This window comes from Frigoribacterium sp. NPDC087798, assembly GCF_044742985.1.
In the GTDB taxonomy this organism is placed as follows: domain Bacteria; phylum Actinomycetota; class Actinomycetes; order Actinomycetales; family Microbacteriaceae; genus Frigoribacterium.
In genome coordinates, this window is the sequence record NZ_JBIUVP010000001.1 from 1,175,494 (window position 1) to 1,193,431 (window position 17,938).

21 protein-coding genes are annotated in these 17,938 nt (G+C 73.2%); 8 read left to right on the top strand and 13 right to left on the bottom strand.

The genetic code is table 11. From position 1 onward, the window contains the following. Positions 1 to 57: 57 nt before the first annotated feature. Positions 58 to 693: an SRPBCC family protein gene (locus ACIOSR_RS05445; protein WP_402752028.1), complete on the top strand. Its 636-nt coding sequence runs from the start codon at positions 58 to 60 to the stop codon at positions 691 to 693. After that, positions 690 to 1,373 carry a DUF4166 domain-containing protein gene (locus tag ACIOSR_RS05450; RefSeq protein ID WP_402752029.1) on the top strand — a complete coding sequence of 228 codons (684 nt, stop codon included), beginning with the start codon at positions 690 to 692 and terminating at the stop codon, positions 1,371 to 1,373. The genes ACIOSR_RS05445 and ACIOSR_RS05450 overlap by 4 nt, the downstream gene beginning before the upstream one ends. A 671-nt stretch (positions 1,374 to 2,044) precedes the next feature. Here the strand turns inward: ACIOSR_RS05450 and ACIOSR_RS05455 are convergent. From ACIOSR_RS05455 to ACIOSR_RS05465, 3 genes are all read right to left on the bottom strand, one after another. Then, positions 2,045 to 2,731: a DUF6518 family protein gene (locus tag ACIOSR_RS05455; RefSeq protein WP_402752030.1), complete on the bottom strand. Its 687-nt coding sequence runs from the start codon at positions 2,729 to 2,731 to the stop codon at positions 2,045 to 2,047. A gap of 202 nt (positions 2,732 to 2,933) precedes the next feature. After that, positions 2,934 to 3,623, bottom strand: coding sequence for a DUF4232 domain-containing protein (locus ACIOSR_RS05460; RefSeq protein WP_402752031.1), 690 nt, complete (start codon positions 3,621 to 3,623; stop codon positions 2,934 to 2,936). A 144-nt stretch (positions 3,624 to 3,767) separates the two neighbouring features. Then, complete coding sequence (locus ACIOSR_RS05465; RefSeq protein ID WP_157485369.1) at positions 3,768 to 3,944, bottom strand: CsbD family protein; 177 nt, start codon at positions 3,942 to 3,944, stop codon at positions 3,768 to 3,770. Between the two features lie 179 nt (positions 3,945 to 4,123). On the opposite strand from ACIOSR_RS05465, the gene ACIOSR_RS05470 reads away from it, so the two are divergent. Further along, positions 4,124 to 5,293 (top strand): LysM peptidoglycan-binding domain-containing protein, encoded by a 1,170-nt coding sequence (locus ACIOSR_RS05470; protein WP_402752032.1) that lies wholly within the window; start codon positions 4,124 to 4,126, stop codon positions 5,291 to 5,293. 39 nt (positions 5,294 to 5,332) lie between these two features. Then, positions 5,333 to 6,037 carry an alpha/beta fold hydrolase gene (locus ACIOSR_RS05475; RefSeq protein WP_402752033.1) on the top strand — a complete coding sequence of 235 codons (705 nt, stop codon included), beginning with the start codon at positions 5,333 to 5,335 and terminating at the stop codon, positions 6,035 to 6,037. Here the strand turns inward: ACIOSR_RS05475 and ACIOSR_RS05480 are convergent. Beyond that, positions 6,024 to 7,742 (bottom strand): RecQ family ATP-dependent DNA helicase, encoded by a 1,719-nt coding sequence (locus tag ACIOSR_RS05480; RefSeq protein WP_402752034.1) that lies wholly within the window; start codon positions 7,740 to 7,742, stop codon positions 6,024 to 6,026. The two genes, ACIOSR_RS05475 and ACIOSR_RS05480, sit on opposite strands and share 14 nt — an antisense overlap. 250 nt (positions 7,743 to 7,992) lie before the next feature. Between ACIOSR_RS05480 and ACIOSR_RS05485 the strand changes: the two genes are divergently transcribed. Both ACIOSR_RS05485 and ACIOSR_RS05490 read left to right on the top strand, forming a co-directional pair. Then, positions 7,993 to 8,190: a hypothetical protein gene (locus tag ACIOSR_RS05485; protein ID WP_054146271.1), complete on the top strand. Its 198-nt coding sequence runs from the start codon at positions 7,993 to 7,995 to the stop codon at positions 8,188 to 8,190. A 61-nt stretch (positions 8,191 to 8,251) separates the two neighbouring features. Then, positions 8,252 to 8,476, top strand: coding sequence for a hypothetical protein (locus ACIOSR_RS05490; protein ID WP_159828029.1), 225 nt, complete (start codon positions 8,252 to 8,254; stop codon positions 8,474 to 8,476). An 18-nt stretch (positions 8,477 to 8,494) separates the two neighbouring features. On the opposite strand, the gene ACIOSR_RS05495 is transcribed toward ACIOSR_RS05490, so the two are convergent. The 9 genes from ACIOSR_RS05495 to ACIOSR_RS05535 form a co-directional block, all read right to left on the bottom strand. After that, the gene (locus tag ACIOSR_RS05495) at positions 8,495 to 9,346 is read right to left on the bottom strand and encodes an alpha/beta fold hydrolase (RefSeq protein WP_402752035.1); all 852 of its coding nucleotides are present in this window, start codon (positions 9,344 to 9,346) and stop codon (positions 8,495 to 8,497) included. Between the two features lie 103 nt (positions 9,347 to 9,449). Beyond that, entirely contained in the window at positions 9,450 to 10,574 is a 1,125-nt protein-coding gene (locus ACIOSR_RS05500; RefSeq protein ID WP_123570632.1) for an AI-2E family transporter, read from the bottom strand. 179 nt (positions 10,575 to 10,753) lie between these two features. Then, positions 10,754 to 11,353 (bottom strand): DUF3618 domain-containing protein, encoded by a 600-nt coding sequence (locus tag ACIOSR_RS05505; RefSeq protein WP_402752036.1) that lies wholly within the window; start codon positions 11,351 to 11,353, stop codon positions 10,754 to 10,756. After that, a complete protein-coding gene (locus ACIOSR_RS05510; protein ID WP_082460459.1) occupies positions 11,350 to 11,784 on the bottom strand; it encodes a phage holin family protein in 435 nt (144 codons plus the stop codon). Before ACIOSR_RS05510 ends, ACIOSR_RS05505 begins: the two co-directional genes overlap by 4 nt. Next, positions 11,781 to 12,749 (bottom strand): hypothetical protein, encoded by a 969-nt coding sequence (locus ACIOSR_RS05515; RefSeq protein ID WP_402752037.1) that lies wholly within the window; start codon positions 12,747 to 12,749, stop codon positions 11,781 to 11,783. The genes ACIOSR_RS05510 and ACIOSR_RS05515 overlap by 4 nt, the downstream gene beginning before the upstream one ends. 242 nt (positions 12,750 to 12,991) lie before the next feature. After that, positions 12,992 to 13,147: a hypothetical protein gene (locus ACIOSR_RS05520; protein WP_157485374.1), complete on the bottom strand. Its 156-nt coding sequence runs from the start codon at positions 13,145 to 13,147 to the stop codon at positions 12,992 to 12,994. A 36-nt stretch (positions 13,148 to 13,183) separates the two neighbouring features. Next, a complete protein-coding gene (locus ACIOSR_RS05525) occupies positions 13,184 to 13,456 on the bottom strand; it encodes a hypothetical protein (RefSeq protein ID WP_402752038.1) in 273 nt (90 codons plus the stop codon). Positions 13,457 to 13,458: 2 nt separating this feature from the next. Then, positions 13,459 to 14,619: an anion permease gene (locus tag ACIOSR_RS05530; RefSeq protein ID WP_402752039.1), complete on the bottom strand. Its 1,161-nt coding sequence runs from the start codon at positions 14,617 to 14,619 to the stop codon at positions 13,459 to 13,461. Between the two features lie 437 nt (positions 14,620 to 15,056). Then, positions 15,057 to 16,646, bottom strand: coding sequence for a 3'-5' exonuclease (locus tag ACIOSR_RS05535; RefSeq protein WP_159828014.1), 1,590 nt, complete (start codon positions 16,644 to 16,646; stop codon positions 15,057 to 15,059). A gap of 154 nt (positions 16,647 to 16,800) precedes the next feature. On the opposite strand from ACIOSR_RS05535, the gene ACIOSR_RS05540 reads away from it, so the two are divergent. Next, positions 16,801 to 17,508 carry an MOSC domain-containing protein gene (locus ACIOSR_RS05540; protein WP_159828011.1) on the top strand — a complete coding sequence of 236 codons (708 nt, stop codon included), beginning with the start codon at positions 16,801 to 16,803 and terminating at the stop codon, positions 17,506 to 17,508. A 71-nt stretch (positions 17,509 to 17,579) separates the two neighbouring features. Then, a complete protein-coding gene (locus tag ACIOSR_RS05545; protein ID WP_043596802.1) occupies positions 17,580 to 17,936 on the top strand; it encodes a PRC-barrel domain-containing protein in 357 nt (118 codons plus the stop codon). The last annotated feature ends 2 nt before the right edge of the window (positions 17,937 to 17,938 follow it).

Here is a 17,938-nt window from a genome sequence, read left to right on the forward strand (position 1 = left end):
CGTGACCTGCGTCGCGGGGTGTCCACCCGGCCGTCACCATGCCCTAGCCTCGCCATCGTGGGGAAACGTCAGATCTACGTCGAGACCGTGATCGACGCCGACCTCGACCGGGTCTGGGCCGCCACCCAGGACTCCGCCCAGCACGTCCGCTGGGACGTCCGCTTCTCGAGCATCACCCCCGGGCCGCCGGACGCCGACGGGTCGACCCCGTTCCGCTACGTCCGCCGTACGCCCGTCCACACCGTCCGGGGCACGGGCGTCAGCATCGGCGAGCGCCACGGCCGGGACGGTTCGCGCACGTCCGCCCTGCGCTTCGCGACCGACGACGTCCTCTCGCCGATCCGGGCCGGTCGCGGGTACTGGCGCTTCGTCCCCACCGCCGACGGACGGACGCGCTTCGTGACCGGCTACGACTACGACCCGGGTTGGGGCCCGCTCGACCTGGTCGTGCGTCCGCTGCTCGGTTGGGCGACGGCGTACAGCTTCGACCGCCTGCGCCTCTGGCTCGAGACCGGCCGCGAACCCGAGCGGTGGCCGCTCGCCTGCGCTCTCGCGTTCTGGCGTCCGGACCGCCCCCGCGCCTCCCGCACCCTGCGTGCGCCCGCCGGCGGCACGCGCGCGGGCGACCACCTGAAGGAGGCGCCGGTCACCCTGGCCGCGCTGCCCGACCCCGCGAGGCGGTCACCCCGATGACGTCGATCTTCGAGCGGGCCCTCGGCGAGGACTTCACGCGTCTGCACCCGATGATGCAGCGACGTTTCGGCGTCGGTCTCGACTCGGGCGAGGCCTGCGTGGGCCGGGGGGTCATGTCGTCGATCCGGCGGGGCCCGTGGTGGACGGTGCCGTTCTTGCAGATCGGGCGGTTGCGCAACATCCTGGTGCCCGACGTCGGCCACGACGTGCCCTTCGTCATCGAGAACTACCCGTACCGCGACGCACTCGGACGCGAGACGGTCACCTTCGTCCGCTCGTACTCGGTGCCGCGCCGCCGCGCGGGAAGACGGCCGGTCCGATTCGACGCGACGATGGTGCTCGACCGGAGGCGGGTGCTCGACTACCTCGGCACGCACCAGCACCTCGCGGTCGACCTCGACCTGTCGGTCGACGACCGCGGCGGCCTCGTGCTGCGATCCGGGGCGCAGCGCTTCCACGAGGGCCCCGTCTCGTTCCGCTTCCCGATGCTGTTCAGCGGTCGGGCCGAGTTGCACGAGTGGTGGTCCGACGACGACGAGTCGTTCCACGTCGACCTCGAGGTGCACAACCACCGCCTCGGGTTCCTCTTCGGCTACCGCGGCGCCTTCACCTGCGAGTGGGTCGCCGCCTCCGATGCGCCCGCCCGGCTCAAGCCGCGACGCACCGAGGCGCGTCTCTAGGCCCCGAAGTGGAGCGTGCGTCCCGTCCCCCTGTTGGCAAGTCCTGGCTCCCGTCACGCCCGCACCCGTCCCACGCCGATCCACGCACCCCACCGCAGCACCAGCCAGGAATTGCCGACACCGCAACCGCCAGCACCACTGACCCAGGCACCGGCACCGGCACCGGCACCGGCCCCAGCGTCAGACCCCGTCGGCAAGTCCTGGCTCCCGTCACGGCCGCACCCGTCCCACGCCGATCCCGACACCCCGCCGCAGCACCGGCCAGGAGTTGCCGACACCGCGACCGCCACCGCCACCGCCACCGCCACCGGCACCAGACCTCGTCGGCAAGTCCTGGCTCCCGTCACAGCCGCACCCGTCCACGCCGATCCCGACACCCCGCCGCAGCACCAGCCAGGAATCGCCGACACCGCGACCGCCAGCGCCACTGACCCAGGCACCGGTCCCGGCCCCATCCCCGGCCCCAGCGTCAGACCCCGTCGGCAAGTCCTAGCTCCCGTCACGGCCGCACCCGTCCCACGCCGATCCCGACACCCCGCCGCAGCACCAGCCAGGAATCGCCGACACCGCGACACCGGCACGGCGTCGGCGCCGGCGCCGGCGTCGGCGCCGGCATCGTCGGCCACCGGGGAGGGGCGGGTCGAGTCCCGGCGGAGGAACGACCCGGCCGGTCACATCAGCAGGCGAGGGAGGGCCGTGTACGCGACGACGAACAGGATCGACAGGGCCACCACCGACCCCGCCGTGACGACGGGCACCCACGACGGGACGGACGACCGGGTCCGCATGGTGCCCCAGGCGAGGAAGCCCGCGCCGAGGACCAGTTGGAGCACCCAGTAGATCGCGCCCGGTCCCTGGTCGAGGACGACGAGCCCGTAGAGCCCCTCCCCCACGAGCACCGTCGAGAGCGGCACGACCGCGAGGGTGCGCCGGGTCGGCGACGACGCGCGAAGGAGTGCGGCGCTGACGCCGATCACCGGGCCCACGAGGAGACCGAGGATCGTGAAGACGTTCTGGAACGGTTCGTCATAAGGGAAGTCGCGCCATCCCGACACGATCCGGTAGCCCTCGACCAGCAGCACGAACGCCACGGCACCCAGGACGGCCGACAGGGCTGGACGGGCCCGCGTGGTCAGGACCAGCGCGAAGACGAGGATCGACCAGCCACCGGACGAGTTCGCGAAACCGCCGAGCCATTCGGGCAGGACGCCCTGTGCCGGGCTCGTCAGTCCGCCGAGCACCAGTGCTCCGGCCGCCACCGCGGCGACCCGACCGGCGCCGTGGACGATCGTCGCGGCCCGGCCCCCCTGCCGTCGGGCGGTCGGCGAGGCGGGGCGGTCGAGTCGGGTCTCGGGCATGGCAGCTCTCCTTCGAGGAGGTGCCAGCGTACGAACGCCCGGCGTCGGCACGCGTCCTCCGCGGGTCGCAGGCCGTGCAGCTCGAGGATGACCTCGCCCGTCGTCGGGTCCCGCGACGTCGGGGCGTCGGACTCGGAAGGACGAACCACGCCCGCCCGGAGACGATGCCGCCGAGCCCGCGTGCCGCCGGACCCGCGTGCCGTCAGAAGGTGGCCAGGGCGCTCACCCTCATCTGCTGCACCCGGGCGTTCGCACACGCCTCGAAGCTCGACCCCGAGGCGGGGACGAAGATCGACTCGAGCGAGCCGGGCGGGTAGACGCGGAACCCGTCGGTCGCCTGCGGGCGGCACTCGGACGCGTCGTAGTTCCCCGTCTGGGCGATCTGCACGATCGTCTGCACCTCGGCACCGGGGGCGAGCGTGTGGGCCTCGTGCGGCGTCGCGCGGTCGAGCGCGGCCGAGGCGCCGATCTGGGTGCCGTTCCCGTCCCCGACGAACGAGACACCGGGCCAGCCCTGGAGGGTGCAGGAGCGCTGACCGCCGTTGGTCAGGACGATGGCGACGCCGTAGCTGCCGGCCGCACCCCCGCCTCCGTCGGCGATCTCGGCGGTGAGCTCGCCCACCGTGCACCGCGAGGACGCGTCGCCCGGGGCGCCGTCGCCCAGGTCGCCACCGCCGCCGGACGCCCCGTCGGGACCCGGCGTCGCCGTGGGAGAGGAGGCGCTGGTCGGCGAGTCGGTCGCCGACGAGCCGGTCGTCGGTGAGGCCGTGACGGTCGTGGTGGGGGCCGCCGTCGCCTCGGGGCCGCCCGGCGCCGAACAGCCCGAGAGCACGACGGCGAAGGACGCCACGACGACCGCGGCGGGGACGAGGGAACGGAACGGACGCTTCATGCCTCCACCGAAGCACGCTCGGCCAGGTTCTTGCACACTCTGCACCTTTACCCGCTCGTTCCCCGGTCTCCGCCGGGACGACGAAGGGCCCGGCATCCGCGGATGCCGGGCCCTTCGTGGTGCCGACCGGGGTCGGCGGGACGATCAGTTCTTGCCGAGGTCGTCCTTGGCCTTCTCGGTCTCGAGACGCTCGTCGCTCATGTGCTGGTCCTTGTGACCCTGCTTCGTGAGCTCTTCGTCGTCCGTGCGCTTGCCGACGGCCTCTTCGGCCTTGCCGGCGGCCTTCTGGACGAAATCTTTTGCCTTGTCACCAACGGACATGACGTACCTCCTGGTTGTCGGTCGACCGGACTGACCCGGTACACCCGTGACGGTAGGCCGGGTGTCCGCGGGCCGCCGGGGTTCACAGGCTGTTCCAGGTTCGTACCCGGGCCGGGACCCGACCGATCGGTCTCGACCCGGTCCACGCCGTCGCCTAGGATCGTCGCCGAGGGGGCACCATGGCACGACACACACCGGGGGCGGGCGACGACGAGGGAGTCACGCCCGGTCACGAACCCTTCGCGCCCCCCGCGTCCACCGACGACGACGCCGTCACGGTCGACGCGACGGACGCTGCCGGACCCCGACTCGTCGCCTGGTCGCACCCCGGCACCGCGGGTTCGGCCACCACCGCCAGCGCCGCCAGCGCTGCCTCGGCCGACCCGGTCGGCGCGACCGACGACGACCAGGACGGCGAACCCGTCCCCCGGTCCCGCCGTCGCCGCCTCGCCGTCATCGGCGGCGTCGCCGCCGCGGCCCTCGTCGCCGTGGTCGTGAGCGCGGTCCTGTCCACGAACGGCTCCGCCCCGCTCGCGGCCGGGGCACCGACCGGGTCCGCGAGCCCGACCACGATCGCCCGCACCTCGACACCCTCCCCGAGTGCCTCCCCGTCGCCGATGCCGACCGCCCCCGCGACGCCCTCGCCCCGGGCGGCCACCCCGCCGCCCGAGGATGCTGCAGTTCCGGCGCCGTTCATCACCCCGGTGCCCGCGGGCACGGTCGTCGCCGAGTCCGACGTGGCGTCCCCCAAGGGCAGCATCCACTTCCACTACCGGGTGGTCGCCACCGGCGACGGCACCTACACGACCGACGTGACCGACTTCACCTCGAGCCTGCCCGTGCCGGTGGGGGTGTCGTTCTACCAGGTCGCTCCGTCCGTCGGCGACGGCATCACCTTCGGAGGCGACGGGGGTTCCGAGATCGGGGGGCCCACCGCGACCCCGGCATCGGCGTCCTGGAGCTTCGGAGCGGTCACCCAGCCGTCGTACCTCTCGACCCTCGTCGTCCACTCGACCAGCACCTCCCCGGACGTCCCCGTCGAGATCTCGGCCGGGAAGGTGCTCGCCGTCGCCCCGGTCGCCTGGTCGGTGCCGCCGCGTGGGACGAACATCGCCCCGGTCGACTCGGGTGCGGTGGCCTTCGCCACGGGAGCGCTCGAGGCGACCACGGCGTCCGGTTCGCCCAAGCGGTACACCGTCGCGCCCGACGACCTCATCGACGCCGTCGCCCGGCGCTTCGGCATCTCGGTCTCGGCGCTCCTCTACATGAACCAGGGCCTCCAGGTCATCGACGACGCGCAGCACCTGTTCGCGGGCACGACGCTCGTCCTCGACCCCGACAGCGTCTGAGCCGGGACGTCCCGCACGACGACGCCTAGGGTCGGGGTGGTGCCCCGCCTCCCCGTGCTCGTCCGTCACGCCGTGTGGTGGGTGCAGGACTACGCCTACGCCGCCGTCTGGCAGGTGAGGGCCGTCACGAGTCCTCGCGACCCGGAGCGCTACCTCGGCGGCACCGGTCGGCCCGTGCTCGTCGTCCCCGGCGTGTGGGAGACCTGGGCCTTCCTCCGACCGATGATCGAACGCCTGCACGCCGAGGGCCACCCCGTGCACGTGCTCGACGACCTGCGGTGGAACAGCCGCCCGGTCGAGGCCACCGCCCGCGACGTCGCCGCCTACCTGCTCGCACACGGACTCACCGACGTCGTGATCGTCGCCCACAGCAAGGGCGGCCTGATCGGCAAGTACGTCATGGCGCTGCTCGACGAGACCCGCCGCGTGCGGTCGATGGTCGCCGTCTGCTCGCCGTTCTCGGGGTCGCGCTACGCCACCTGGCTGGTGCTGCCCGCCCTCCGGGCCTTCTCACCCCGCGACGCGACGACGATGCGGCTCGCACGGGACGAGTCGGTCAACGGCCGCATCACCTCGGTCTTCGGCGAGTTCGACCCCCACATCCCCGAGGGCAGCGAACTGCCCGGCGCCGTCAACGTGCGCCTCCACGCGGGCGGCCACTTCCGGGTGCTGGCCCACCCCCGGACGATCGCCACCGTCCTCGCCGCCGCCGGCGAGCCCGTCGAGCCGGTCAGGCCGGCGTGAGCAGGTCGTGCGCGAGCACGTCGGCGACGGCCAGCACCTTGTAGCCCTCGCTCTCGAAGAACACCGTCATGCGGTCGGCGTCCGTGCTCATCACGGTGCCCTCGCCCCAGGTCGCGTGCACGACGCGCGCGTCGGGCGCGAACGCAGGAGGCGCGGTGTCGGTGACGTCGTCCTGCTCGCCTCCGCGCGCCTCCCGGGGGCCGCCTGCCCTCTCGGCGGCCCGGCAGCCGTCGCAGTTGCCGCACCGCTCGGGCGAGTCCTCGCCGAAGTAGCCGAGCAGGAAGTGCCGACGGCAGCCGGGCGCCTCGGCGAAGGTGCGCATCATCTCGATGCGCGAGCGCTCGACCCGGTCGCGGGTCTCGGCGACCCCGCGCGCCGCCTCGGCGGCACTGCGGGCGTCGAAGCCGTCGACCGGCTCGAACCCCTTCGACGACTCGGCCAGGGCACCGCCCTCGAGCAGCAGGTCGATGAGGCGCGAGACCGTGCGCGCGCCGAGGGCCAGCTGGTCCGACACCTCCGATCGCCGGACGGGCCGACCCGCCGCCGAGAGCGCGGTAAAGACGCCCCGCAGGTCCGCGCGCCCGGGGAGGCCGGAGGCGAAGAACGAGCGCAGCGAGAGGTCTTCGGGGCGGTAGTGGAGCGTCGCGGTGGCGGGGTCGCCGTCGCGCCCGGCCCGGCCGATCTCCTGGTAGTACGAGTCGAGCGAGTCGGGCACGTCGGCGTGCACGACGAACCGGACGTCCGGCTTGTCGATGCCCATTCCGAACGCACTCGTCGCCACGACCACATCGACCTCGCCCGCGTGGAACCGCTCGTGCAGTTCGCCCCGCTCGGCCGAGCGCTGGCCGCCGTGGTATCCCACGACGGTGCGGTCGGGGCAGCGCTCGGCGATCGCGGCGGCGTAGTGCTCGGTCGCCTTGCGGGTGGCGACGTAGACGATGCCCGGCGTCGTCGAGGCGGCCACCTGCTCGACCACGGCGCGGGCCTTCTCGTCGTCGTCCTCGTGCCGCACGACCTCGAGGGAGAGGGTGGGCCGGTCGAAGCCGTGACTCAGCACGAGCGGGTCGTCGAGGCGGAGGCGTTCGACGATCTCGTCCCGCACCGGGCCCGACCCGGTCGCCGTGAGGGCCAGCACGGTGGGTCCCCCGAGACGCTCGACGACCTCGCCGAGGTGCAGGTAGTCGGGCCGGAAGTCGTGCCCCCACGACGAGACGCAGTGCGCCTCGTCGACGACGAAGAGGGCGACCCCGGCGTCGCTCAGGCGGTCGACGGTCTCGTCCCGGGCGAGCTGCTCGGGGGCGAGGAAGACGTAGGTGACCTCTCCGGCGGCGAGGCGCTCCCAGCCCTCGTCGTTCTCGGCGTCGGTGTGGCCCGAGTTGATCGCGACGGCGGGCGGGGCGTCGGGGCGTCCGACGAGTCCCGCGACCTGGTCCGCCTGCAAGGCGATCAACGGCGAGACGACGACCGTGGGCCCGTCGAGCACGGCGCCGGCCACCTGGTAGATCGCCGATTTGCCGAATCCCGTGGGCATGACCGCGAGGGTGTCCCGGCCGGCGACCACCGCCTCCAGGGCCTCGAGCTGGGCGGGGTGCAGGTCGGTCCAACCGAAGAGGTCGGCGGCGGCACGGGTGATGTCGTCGGTGCGGGCGGTGCTCGTGCGGGCGGTGCTCGTGCGGGTGCGTGCGGGGCGCGTCGTCGTGCTCATGTGGTCCTCGTTCCGGTGGGGCAGAGGTCCATCCCAGGCACGTGCGGGGCGACACGCGCAGGGCTGCCAGGCGATGCCCGGCCCTGCGTACCCCACCCGCCGCGGGTCGCGCATGGTACCCCTCGGTGGGCCCGCCGCGCCGTCCGTCGCGCCTCCCGTCGCGCCTCCCGCGCACCGGCCCCGCGCCACCCGTCACGGGCGGAGGCGCGGGTCCAGCCGTCGCGGACCCCGTGGGCGTAGCGTCCGGTGCATGAGCGACGAGAAGCAGACCGAACCCGTCATGGACGGGGCCACCGAGGCGACCGACCACGAGAAGCTGAGCGGCCTGATCGAACAGGTCGAGGCCGACCACGGCGACGAGGGCGCGGCCTCGATGGCCGACCACCTCCGCGACCGCATGGACGAGACCGCGCAGGCCGACGAGAGCCCGGCGGACGCCGAGGAGTGAGTCCCGGGGCTCCACCGCGAGGTGGAGCCCTCCGGCCCCGGTCGTGACCTAGCGTCGAGGGATGTACTCCAACGGCTTCTCCCTCGTCGGTGTCCTCTACCCCGTCTTCTTCGTGGTGGTGTTCGCCTTGGCCGTCACGCTGGCCGTGCTCCTGATCAGGACCCTGCTCTGGGTGATCCGGGCACTGACGGCCTACACGCGAGAACGAGAACTCCGCATCGACCTGCTGCTCGCCGGTGACGACGACCCGGCCGGCCCGCCGGCACCCGGCGGTCCCGCGATCTGACGACCAGGAGGCGCGGGTTCAGTTCCGGGCGACCGCGACGACCTCGCGGACGAGGTCGGCCACCAGCCCGGGCCGTTCGAGACCCGGCAGGTGGGCCACGTCGGGCAGCACCCGACCCGGTCCCCGACCGAGACGTCGAGCCGTCTCGGCGTAGAACGGCTCGTCGGCGGGGATGTCGAGCTCGCCCCAGGTCGCCAGGACCGGCGTCGCGACCTCGCCGAGGCAGCTCCACGTGTCGAGCCCGGCGTCTCCGGCCCCGTCCGGTGCGGCGACCTCGAGGATGCGGGCGTTCATCCGCTCGAAGAGTTCGCGGGGGGCACCCGTGACTCGGCCGCTCTGCGCCGCAGGGCCGTCGAGCCACAGGTGGGCCAGCAGACGGACCTGCGCCTCGACGTCGCCGCTGCCGGACGCCTCGTCGAGGGCCTCCATCAGCGGGCCCGATGCCGGGTCGGGGGTCCAGTCGAACGGGGTGTCGTCGTCGGTCATGCCGCTGACCGCGGCACCGATCAGCAGCACGCCCGCCACGCGCTCGGGTGCGGTCACGGCCAGGTCGAGGGCGAGCGCACCACCCATCGAGTTGCCGACGACGAACGCCCGCCCGACGCCCAGCCGGTCGAGCAGCTCGACGAGGTCGGCCAGGTGCGTGGCGTCGCCGTCGGCCGCGGAGGCCGGGCTCTCGCCGAACCCCCGGCGGTCGTGGGCAACCAGGTCGAGCCCGTCGGCCGCGAGTTCGTCGGCGACGCCCGTCCAGCTCCGGCGGTCGGCGACGCCGGCGTGCAACAGCACCACGGTCGGGCCGTCGCCCCGCCACCGGGTGGCCGCCAGGGCGGTGCCGTCCGACAGGGTCACGTCCGCGCGTTCGCCGCTCATGTCAGCCACGGTAGCGCTCCGCCATGCCGTCGCCCAGACCCGCGTGCCGCCGCTCGGACGACCTGACGGCCCGACGGCCCGACGGCCTTACTACCCCGACGGTCTAGACCCGCTGCTGGCGCGGCACGACGACCCGCTCGAAGACGACCACTCCGGCCGTCGCGATCGGGATCGCCACGAGGGCACCGAGGACGCCGCCGAGCGCCCCTCCCCCGAAGGCCGCCACGATGACGAGGGCGCCGGGCACCGCCACGGCCTTGGACATCACCCGTGGGGTCAGCACGTAGGCCTCGACCTGGGCGTAGACGAGCAGCACGATGCCGACGACGATCGCGGTGACCGGCGAGACGGTGATCGTGGCGGCGATGATGATCGCGTAGGCCACGACCGTGCCGACCACCGGGATAAGTGCGCCCAGGAACGCGAGGGTCGCGAAGAGCACCGGCACCGGTCCGCCGGCGATCGTCAGCACGATGAAGACGAACACGGCGTTGACGGCGGCGAGCGCGACCTGCCCGGCGACGTAGCGGCCGACCGACAGGAAGATCTCGTCCGAGATGCTCATGACGTTCTCGCGGTGGCTGCGGGGCACGGCGCGGCTGAGCGAGCGCAGCATCTGCGGGAGGGTGATCGCGAAGTAGAGGGTGAGGATCGCGACCACGATCACCGCGGTGATGGCGTTGGTGATCCCCTGACCGACGGCGAGCAGGCCACCGCCGAGGGCGAGCAACTGGTCGGGGTCGAGCAGGTACGAGGTGACGGCGCCGACCGCGTCGTCGACGTCGACGTCGAACCCGACGGTCTCGACGGCCTGCTGCACCCAGGGCTGGCGCGAGAGCTCCTGCAGGGCGGCGGGGGCCGTCTGCACGACGTGCCCGATCTGCTCGATCAGCGCGGGCACGACGGCCGCGACGATGCCCACGACGACCCCGACGACCAGCACGACGGCGACGACGACGCCGACCCAGCGCGGGGCGCCGGCGCGCGCGAGGCGTCGGACGACCGGTTCGAAGGCGAGCGCGAGGAAGAACGCGAGGCCGATGTAGACGAGGATCGTCGACAGGGCCATGAGGGCGACGATGATGCCGACGCCGAGCCCTCCGCCGAGGGTCGCGATGAGGCCGAACCGGAAGGCGCCGGGGCGCTGCATCGGGCTGGGGGGTGTGGCGGTCTGCGTGGCCGTACCGGCCGATCGACGCACGAGACGGGCGCGGGGTGACGAGGGCATCCGACCATCCTGACCTGCTCGAGCCGATCGAGGCCACGCCGACCCCGGTCGGCCGCGGTCCGAGTCGCACGATCACTCCATCGGCAGGGAGCTCCTCCGCCCGGTCACGTGCGAAGGCCCGCCCCGACTCTCGTCGGGACGGGCCTGTCTGCGTCCGTCGGGACGCGGGCCGCGAAGGGTCAGGCTCCTTGCACGTTCTCCTTCGACTGCTGGGCGCTGTCCTTCACGTCGCCCGCGGCGCTCGAGGCGTGGTCCTTCACGGTCGAGGCGGCGTCCTGCGCCGTGCCCTTGACCGAGGCGAACGCCTCCTGGGCGGGCTCCTTCAGGTTCGACGCCACGTCCTGCGCCGCACCCTTGACCGAGTCGATCGCCGGACCCGCTGCGTCCTTGGCGTCGGAGACGAGCTCCTTCTCCTTGTCCGAGGCGGGGATCAGCGACGACACGAGCCAGCCGGCTCCGAAGGCGATGAGGCCGACGGCGAGCGGGTTGCCCTTCGCCTTGCGCACGGCCGCCGACGAGGCGTCCGAGACGCTGCCCGCGGCGTCGTGACCGGCACCCGAGGTCGTCGAGGCCGCATCGTGCGCCGCACCCATGACCGACTCCTTGACGCCGGAGAAGCGGCTCTTCACCTTCTCGGTCTGACGATGCGCGATGCTCGACGGGTTCACCTTGTCGGCGAGCGCGTCGACGTCGTTGCCGAGTCCGGCGCGCGTGCGCTCGATCTCGGCGCGGATCTCGTCGGGCGTGCGGCTGCTGCCGTTCTGGTCGGTGGTGCTCATGCGGTGCCTCCAGGCGTGACGGTCTCGGGGATCTTCTTGAGGGAGTCGACCGTCTTCGGTGCCCCCTTGATGCTCTTCAGTTCTTTCCTCCCGCGCAGGAACAGCACGAGGGCGACGATCGCGTAGACGACCGCGATGATCAGCGACGACCAGCCGAGGCCGATCAGCACGCCGAGGCCCCACATGGCGGCCAGCGAGACGAACAGCAGGGCGAAGAGGGCGGTGAGACCCGCTCCGCCGAACATGCCCGCACCCTTGCCGGCTTTCTTGGCCGACTCGGTGAGCTCGGCCTTGGCCAGCTCGACCTCTTGACGGAAGAGGGTCGAGATGTCACCGGTCACGCCGGAGAGCAGGTCGCCGAGCGACGTGGTCGCGGCCTTGTCCTCCGGGGCGGGAGGCGTCGCCACGGGCTCGCGGAACGGGTCGCTCACGCGCGCGTCCCCGAGGTGCCGGGCCACGTCGTGGGCACGCTGGAGTCGGGCGTCGACGTGCCGACGCCGGGGACGTCGCCCTCGGTGACGACGTCGTACTCACCGGCCACGGGGCCGACGTCACCGACGAGACGGCTCGGCGCGGCGGCGGACGCAGGAGGCGCGGGCCGGCTCGCCGCACCTCCGGCGTCTCCGGTCGTGGCGGCGTGCTCGTCCCCGGCCTCAGCCGTCAGCGACTTGACGACGCGTCCGGCGAGCAGGCCGGAGACCGCGGCGATGGCGATGAACGTGCCGGGCTTGCGCGCCGCGTACGACTTCACGTCGTCCAGCAGGCTGCCCGGGTCGCGACCCTCGAGCCAACCGGCGACGCCGTGGGCGCGACCGGACAGGTTGCGGACCAGCTCGCCCGCGATGCCGCTGTCGGCGGAGTCGGCCATCGAGCCGAGCTGGTCGCCGACCTGGCGGAGGCCGGCCGCGGCCTTCTCCTGCTGGGCGCCGGCCTGCTCCTTGAGCTCGCCCGTCGCCTGGCCGAAGAGCTGCTTGGCCTGGCCGCCGGCCTCGGAAGCGACCTTGGAGACCTGCTCCTTGGCACTGCCGGCGACGTCGGAGGCCGCGGACTTCGCGTCGTCCGCGACGCCGGCCGCCTCGTCCTTCGCGGCACCGGCCTTGGCCTTCGCGGTGTCGGCGGCGCCGGTGCCGGTGCCGGAATCGGCGTCGGTGCCGGTGTGGTCGTGCCCGAGGTGCTCCTCGACGACCGGGGCCGCGGTCGCGCTGAAGTCGCTCGCCGTCGCGTCGGGGTCGGTGATGTCGGCGTACGCGCCGACCTGGTCGCCCAGGTCGGTCACGGCGTCGTCGCGGCGCAGGTGGTCGTGCCCGGAGGCGGCGCCGCGAAGCGGCTGCCCCTCGGAGGTGGTGTCGTAGACCGGGGTGGACGGGTCTCCGTCGTAGCGTTCGTCGTCGCTCATGTCGTGCCTCTCGGATCGTCGGCGACCGTCCGGGTGACGGTCGTGATCGGGGTAGGACCTGTCACTCTGTCCCTCTCCCGAGGGGCGGTGACCGGACATGGTGAAAACGCGACGGGGGGGGTTGACACCGGCCGGCCGGAAGGGGCGTGATCGGGACGGATCGTGTCGGGGAAACGCGACATGCCGCCCACGTTCGCACGTGAGCGGCATGTCGTGACCTGTCGGGGCCGGAGCCCGGGCGACTAGCTGTCCTTGCCGTCCGAGACCTCGCTGTCGTCGCTCTGCTCGGAGTCGTCGACGAGGCCCTGCTTCGACCCGTCGGCCAGGTCTTCGGTGTACTTCTTGTCGTCTTCGGTCATGTCGGTCGAACCGTCGGGGATGCCGTTGTCGTTGGTCATGCCCGCACGATACTCGCCGGCCCGCCGACCGGGCCGTCAGTGGAACTGGGGGACGATCAGCCACAGACCGACGAGCACGGCAGCGATCCCCACGGCGAAGCACAGCCCGCCGGCGACCGTGGCGCCCAGCGGTCTCGACTGCGACGGTCCCCCGCTCGGGACGGCGGCACCTGCCCCGCCGTCGGACTCGACGGCACCGTCCGCGAACAGACGGACCCCCGTCGCGAACGCGGTCACGATGACGGCGGTGGCGGCGAGCGCGGTCGCGAAGACCACGACGAAGGCGCCCCAGTCGACTCCCAAGAACATGGTCACTCCCCTCGTCCGCGGCTCGCGCCGACCCGTTCGGCGGCCGGGGCCTCGTCGCTGTCGTTGACGGTCTCGTGGGTCACCGGGTGCCGTCGGGCGAGGAGGGCGAAGGCGAGCCCACCGCCCAGGGCGAGCACCGCGACCACCACCAGGCCCGCCGTGCTCGAACTGGCCAGCCAGGCCGAGAGCCCTCCGACCAGCGCGGCGGCCGGCAGGGTCACCACCCAGGCCGACGCGATCCTGCCGACGACGCCCCAGTGCACCGTGGCGAGCTTCTTGCCCAGCCCTGCCCCGACGATGGACCCCGACGTCACCTGGGTCGTCGACAGGGCGAACCCGAGGTGGGACGAGATCAAGATGGTCGCGGCCGAGCTCGTCTCGGCCGCGAACCCCTGCGGGGCCTGGACGTCGGTGATGCGCTTGCCCACGGTGCGCATGATGCGCCAGCCCCCGAGGTAGGTGCCGAGCGCGATGGCGAGGCCACAGGCGAGGACCACCCAGAGCTGCGGGGCGCTGCCGGCTCCCTGGTAGCCGGCGGCGATCAGGGTCAACGTGATGACGCCCATCGTCTTCTGGGCGTCGTTCGTGCCGTGGGCGAGCGAGACCAGGGAGGCGCTGATCGTCTGCCCGTGCCGGAAGCCGGCGGTGGACCCCCGCAGGGTGGCCTGCCGCGTGATCCGGTAGGCCACGTAGGTGGCGACGAGGGCGACCACGCCCGCCACGACGGGCGAGATCAGGGCCGGCAGGACGACCTTCGACAGGACCACGCCGAAGTCGACGGCCCCCACGCCGGCACCGATGACCGCGGCCCCGATCAGACCGCCGAAGAGGGCGTGCGACGAGCTGGACGGCAGCCCGAGGTACCAGGTGGCGAGGTTCCAGATGACGGCTCCCACGAGACCGGCGAAGATCATGACCGGTGTCACCTGGACCCCGCCGTCTCCCTCGCGGATGATGCCGTTCGAGACGGTGCTCGCGACCTCGGTCGAGAGGAAGGCACCCACCAGGTTGAGGACGGCCGAGATGAGGACGGCGACCTTCGGCTTGAGGGCACCGGTGGCGACCGAGGTGGCCATGGCGTTGGCCGTGTCGTGGAAGCCGTTCGTGAAGTCGAAGACCAGCGCGATCACGACCACGAGCACCACGGTGACGAACACGTCCATCGGTACCGCCCTCCGGGACCCTCGCCGGTCACCGACCGATGACCGCGGCACGATGGCCCCGGTGCGACGCTAGGCCTCGTGGACGCGCTCGAAGATGAACGCCGAAGGAATCTTGCACATCATGCAAATGGACCGGAGGGCTCGGTGCTCACCACCGTCGGGACCGGCCGTTCCGCTAGGCGCAGCCCCGCGAGGCGCGTACGGTGGGCGCAGGCAGCCCCAGCTCCCGGTCGCCGTCCTCCCGCACCTCGGGAGGTGGTCCGACCGGAGGCACCGAGCACCCCGACCCGACGGACCCCATGGCACGCACCACCCTCCCCGAGACCGCACCCGAGCAAGTGACCGAGTGGCCGTCGCTCGACAGCGACGACCACTTCACGGACGATCCCGCCCTCTGAGGAGCGATCCCCCACGGGGCGTCCCGCGCCTCCTCGGCGTCAGGCCGCCGTGCGTGACCGACGCGAGCGGGCCAGGACGAACGGCAACTGCGTCTCGTCGACCACGGGCACCCCGTAACGGAGGGCCTTGCGGACCTTGCCCGATGCGCAGGCGACGTCCGCGGCGACGACCAGCGACGTCTCGGTCGTGACCGCCGGCCAGACGACCAACCCGGCACGTTCGAGCGTCCGCACGAGGGCGTCCCTCTCCTGGCTGAGCGATCCGGTCAGCGCGACGTGTGCGCCGGGTGCCAGCGGACCGACGTCGGGCCGGGCCAGGGACGGCGTGCGGGGCTCCGGTGCCGCTCCGAGGGACTCGTCGAGCCCCTCGATGACCTCGAACTCGTCGAGCTCGTCGTCCTCCGCCGGACGGGGCGCGCGCTCGAGCACCGACGGCACGAGAGCCGCGTCGCGCCGGTGCGGGGCGATGCCGAGCATCTCGGCGACCGCGTCCACCTGCCGCCGTTCGTCGTCCGAGAGCACGTCGTGCGCCCAGACGGTCGAGACGAGGGAGGCGAAGTAGCGGTCGTGCACGAGCGCACGGGACAGGTCGTCGAGGTCGAGCTCGGCGGCGAGGGTCGCGAGGTTCCCGGCCTCGTCCCTCGAGAGGTAGCCGTCGGACAGTGCCTTGTCGAGCATCGCCGCGTACTGGTCCTGACGACGGTCGAGGCCGAGCTGGGGCAGCAGCTCGGTCGCCCGCTCGAGGAAGCGCGGCTCGGTGGGCGCCGGCTCGACGGACAGGCCGTAGACGTCGCGATCGAGGTCGAGGTCGACGGGACCCGCGAGGTGCGTGCCGCCCGCGGGGCTCGCCGGGGGCACCGCCGCCGGAGCCGTGGGCCCCACGGCGCCGGACGCCGAGAGGACGGCGGAGGGGGCGGGCGCGAGGTCGCGCACCCGGGCGACCCGGCGCCGGGCCCGCCAGGCCGCGCGGCCGGGGACGTGGCCTCCGTCGTCGGCGCCACCCGCGCCTCCTGCGTACCGGGGGTGAGGCGTGGACCGCGGGGTCTCGGCCGTCGGCCATTGCTGCAGGGCGGCGTAGCGGCCCCAGTCCTGCCACCAGGCCGACTGGGCGTCACCCATGCGCAGGTAGGCGGACAGCAGCTGGGCGGTCGCCGCCGCGTCACCGAGCGACTCGTGGGCGACGGAGAGGTCGACGTCGATGGCCGCGCAGCAGTCGGCGAGCGTGCGGCCGGCGCCGGGAAGGTACGTGGGGGCGAGCTTCATCGTGCAGAGTGCGCCCGACCCGTCGGCCCCGAGCGGTGACACGAGCCCGAGGCGCGCGAACTCGGCGGCCAGGAACTGCGCCTCGAAGCGGGCGTTGTGCGCGACGACGACGCGTCCGCGCAGGCGGTCGCAGAGGTCGTCGACGACGTGCTCGAACCGGGGTGCCCCGCGGACGTCCGCGCTGCGGAGCCCGTGGACGTGGATGGGCCCGAGGTCCCGCGAGGGGTCGACGACGGTCTCGAACGACGCCTCGACCTCACCGTGGACGTCGAGGTGCACGATGCCGATCTCGATCACCCGATGGTGTCGCCCGGGCCAGAGACCCGTCGTCTCGACGTCGATGACCGCGTAGCCGCCGTGAACCATGTCATCCCTTTCGTCGGGGCGAGCCTGGCAGGTTGCCCGATGGGCATCCAGCCCGCAATCGGGTGACACCCGTCGTGGGGCGGTGGGGGGACGCGGGGTCAGGAGGCGCGGCTCGGTGCTTCCCGTCGGTCCCGTCGTCCGCCACGATGGGGGCATGACCGCCGCACCCGTCTCCGTCACCGCCGCGACCGCCTCCGTCACGGCCCCGACCGCGTCCGTCACGGCCGTCTGCCGGGTGTCGGCCCTGCTGCCCGACTCGGGCACGATCGGCGTGACCGCCATCGACAAGCGCCCCGTGGACGGGCCCGTCCACGTGCGCCCCCTCGGCCTCCGTGCCGACGTGCAGGCCGACCGCAAGCACCACGGCGGGATCGACCAGGCGGTGTACGCCTTCGCCGACGAGGACGCCGCCCACTTCGCCGAGCTGCTCGGCCGCGAGGTGGTGCCGGGGCTGTTCGGCGAGAACCTGCGGACGTCCGGGGTCGACGTCACGGGCGCGGTGATCGGCGAACGCTGGGCCGTGGGCGGCACCCTCGTTCTCGAGGTCACGAAGCCTCGCGTCCCGTGCGGCACGTTCGCCCGCCGACTCGGCGAGGCCATGTGGGTCAAGCGGTTCTACGCCGAGGGCCGCCCCGGCACCTACCTGCGGGTGGTGAAGGCGGGGCCCGTCCAGGCGGGTGACGGCGTCACGGTGCTGTCACGACCGTCGCACGGGGTGACGATCGGCGAGGCCTTCACGGGGCTCGGGCCCGACCGGGCCGAGGCCCTCCTCGCGGCCGTCGACGGACCCGACCGCCTGAGGCTCACCGACGAGGTCCGGGGCTTCGCCGAGAAGGCCCTGCGAGGGCGCGTCCCCGCCTGAGCGCCGGCACGCACGCTCCACTAGCCTCGACCGAGAGGGCCCGGACGGGGCCCGCGCCAGAGGAGGCACCCATGTTCGAAGCCGAGAACATCCGCGACTGGATCGGCATGCCGGTCGTCGACCCCGACGGCGACAAGGTCGGCTCGCTCGAGAGCATCTACTTCGACACCGCCGCCGACCAGCCCGCCTTCGCCACGGTGACCGCCGGACTGCTCGGCCGCTCGCGCCTGGTCTTCGTGCCGCTGCAGGGTGCCGTCGTCGCCCCCAAGCACCTCAAGGTGCAGTTCGCGAAGAAGCTCGTCAAGGACGCCCCGTCGATCGAGACCGACGGCGAGCTCGAGGCAGCCCGCGAGCCCGCCGTGTTCGAGCACTACGGCCTCGTGTACCAGACCGGTGCGGCCGGCGAACGCCGCCTCGGCCGCCGCTGACC

Coding starts and splice junctions, on each gene's coding strand:
- ACIOSR_RS05450 (WP_402752029.1), top strand. CDS start 690: ATGACGTCGATCTTCGAGCGGGCCCTCGGCGAGGACTTCACGCGTCTG.
- ACIOSR_RS05455 (WP_402752030.1), bottom strand. CDS start 2,731: ATGCCCGAGACCCGACTCGACCGCCCCGCCTCGCCGACCGCCCGACGG.
- ACIOSR_RS05460 (WP_402752031.1), bottom strand. CDS start 3,623: ATGAAGCGTCCGTTCCGTTCCCTCGTCCCCGCCGCGGTCGTCGTGGCG.
- ACIOSR_RS05465 (WP_157485369.1), bottom strand. CDS start 3,944: ATGTCCGTTGGTGACAAGGCAAAAGATTTCGTCCAGAAGGCCGCCGGC.
- ACIOSR_RS05470 (WP_402752032.1), top strand. CDS start 4,124: ATGGCACGACACACACCGGGGGCGGGCGACGACGAGGGAGTCACGCCC.
- ACIOSR_RS05480 (WP_402752034.1), bottom strand. CDS start 7,742: ATGAGCACGACGACGCGCCCCGCACGCACCCGCACGAGCACCGCCCGC.
- ACIOSR_RS05485 (WP_054146271.1), top strand. CDS start 7,993: ATGAGCGACGAGAAGCAGACCGAACCCGTCATGGACGGGGCCACCGAG.
- ACIOSR_RS05490 (WP_159828029.1), top strand. CDS start 8,252: ATGTACTCCAACGGCTTCTCCCTCGTCGGTGTCCTCTACCCCGTCTTC.
- ACIOSR_RS05495 (WP_402752035.1), bottom strand. CDS start 9,346: ATGAGCGGCGAACGCGCGGACGTGACCCTGTCGGACGGCACCGCCCTG.
- ACIOSR_RS05500 (WP_123570632.1), bottom strand. CDS start 10,574: ATGCCCTCGTCACCCCGCGCCCGTCTCGTGCGTCGATCGGCCGGTACG.
- ACIOSR_RS05505 (WP_402752036.1), bottom strand. CDS start 11,353: ATGAGCACCACCGACCAGAACGGCAGCAGCCGCACGCCCGACGAGATC.
- ACIOSR_RS05515 (WP_402752037.1), bottom strand. CDS start 12,749: ATGAGCGACGACGAACGCTACGACGGAGACCCGTCCACCCCGGTCTAC.
- ACIOSR_RS05520 (WP_157485374.1), bottom strand. CDS start 13,147: ATGACCAACGACAACGGCATCCCCGACGGTTCGACCGACATGACCGAA.
- ACIOSR_RS05525 (WP_402752038.1), bottom strand. CDS start 13,456: ATGTTCTTGGGAGTCGACTGGGGCGCCTTCGTCGTGGTCTTCGCGACC.
- ACIOSR_RS05530 (WP_402752039.1), bottom strand. CDS start 14,619: ATGGACGTGTTCGTCACCGTGGTGCTCGTGGTCGTGATCGCGCTGGTC.
- ACIOSR_RS05535 (WP_159828014.1), bottom strand. CDS start 16,646: ATGGTTCACGGCGGCTACGCGGTCATCGACGTCGAGACGACGGGTCTC.
- ACIOSR_RS05540 (WP_159828011.1), top strand. CDS start 16,801: ATGACCGCCGCACCCGTCTCCGTCACCGCCGCGACCGCCTCCGTCACG.
- ACIOSR_RS05545 (WP_043596802.1), top strand. CDS start 17,580: ATGTTCGAAGCCGAGAACATCCGCGACTGGATCGGCATGCCGGTCGTC.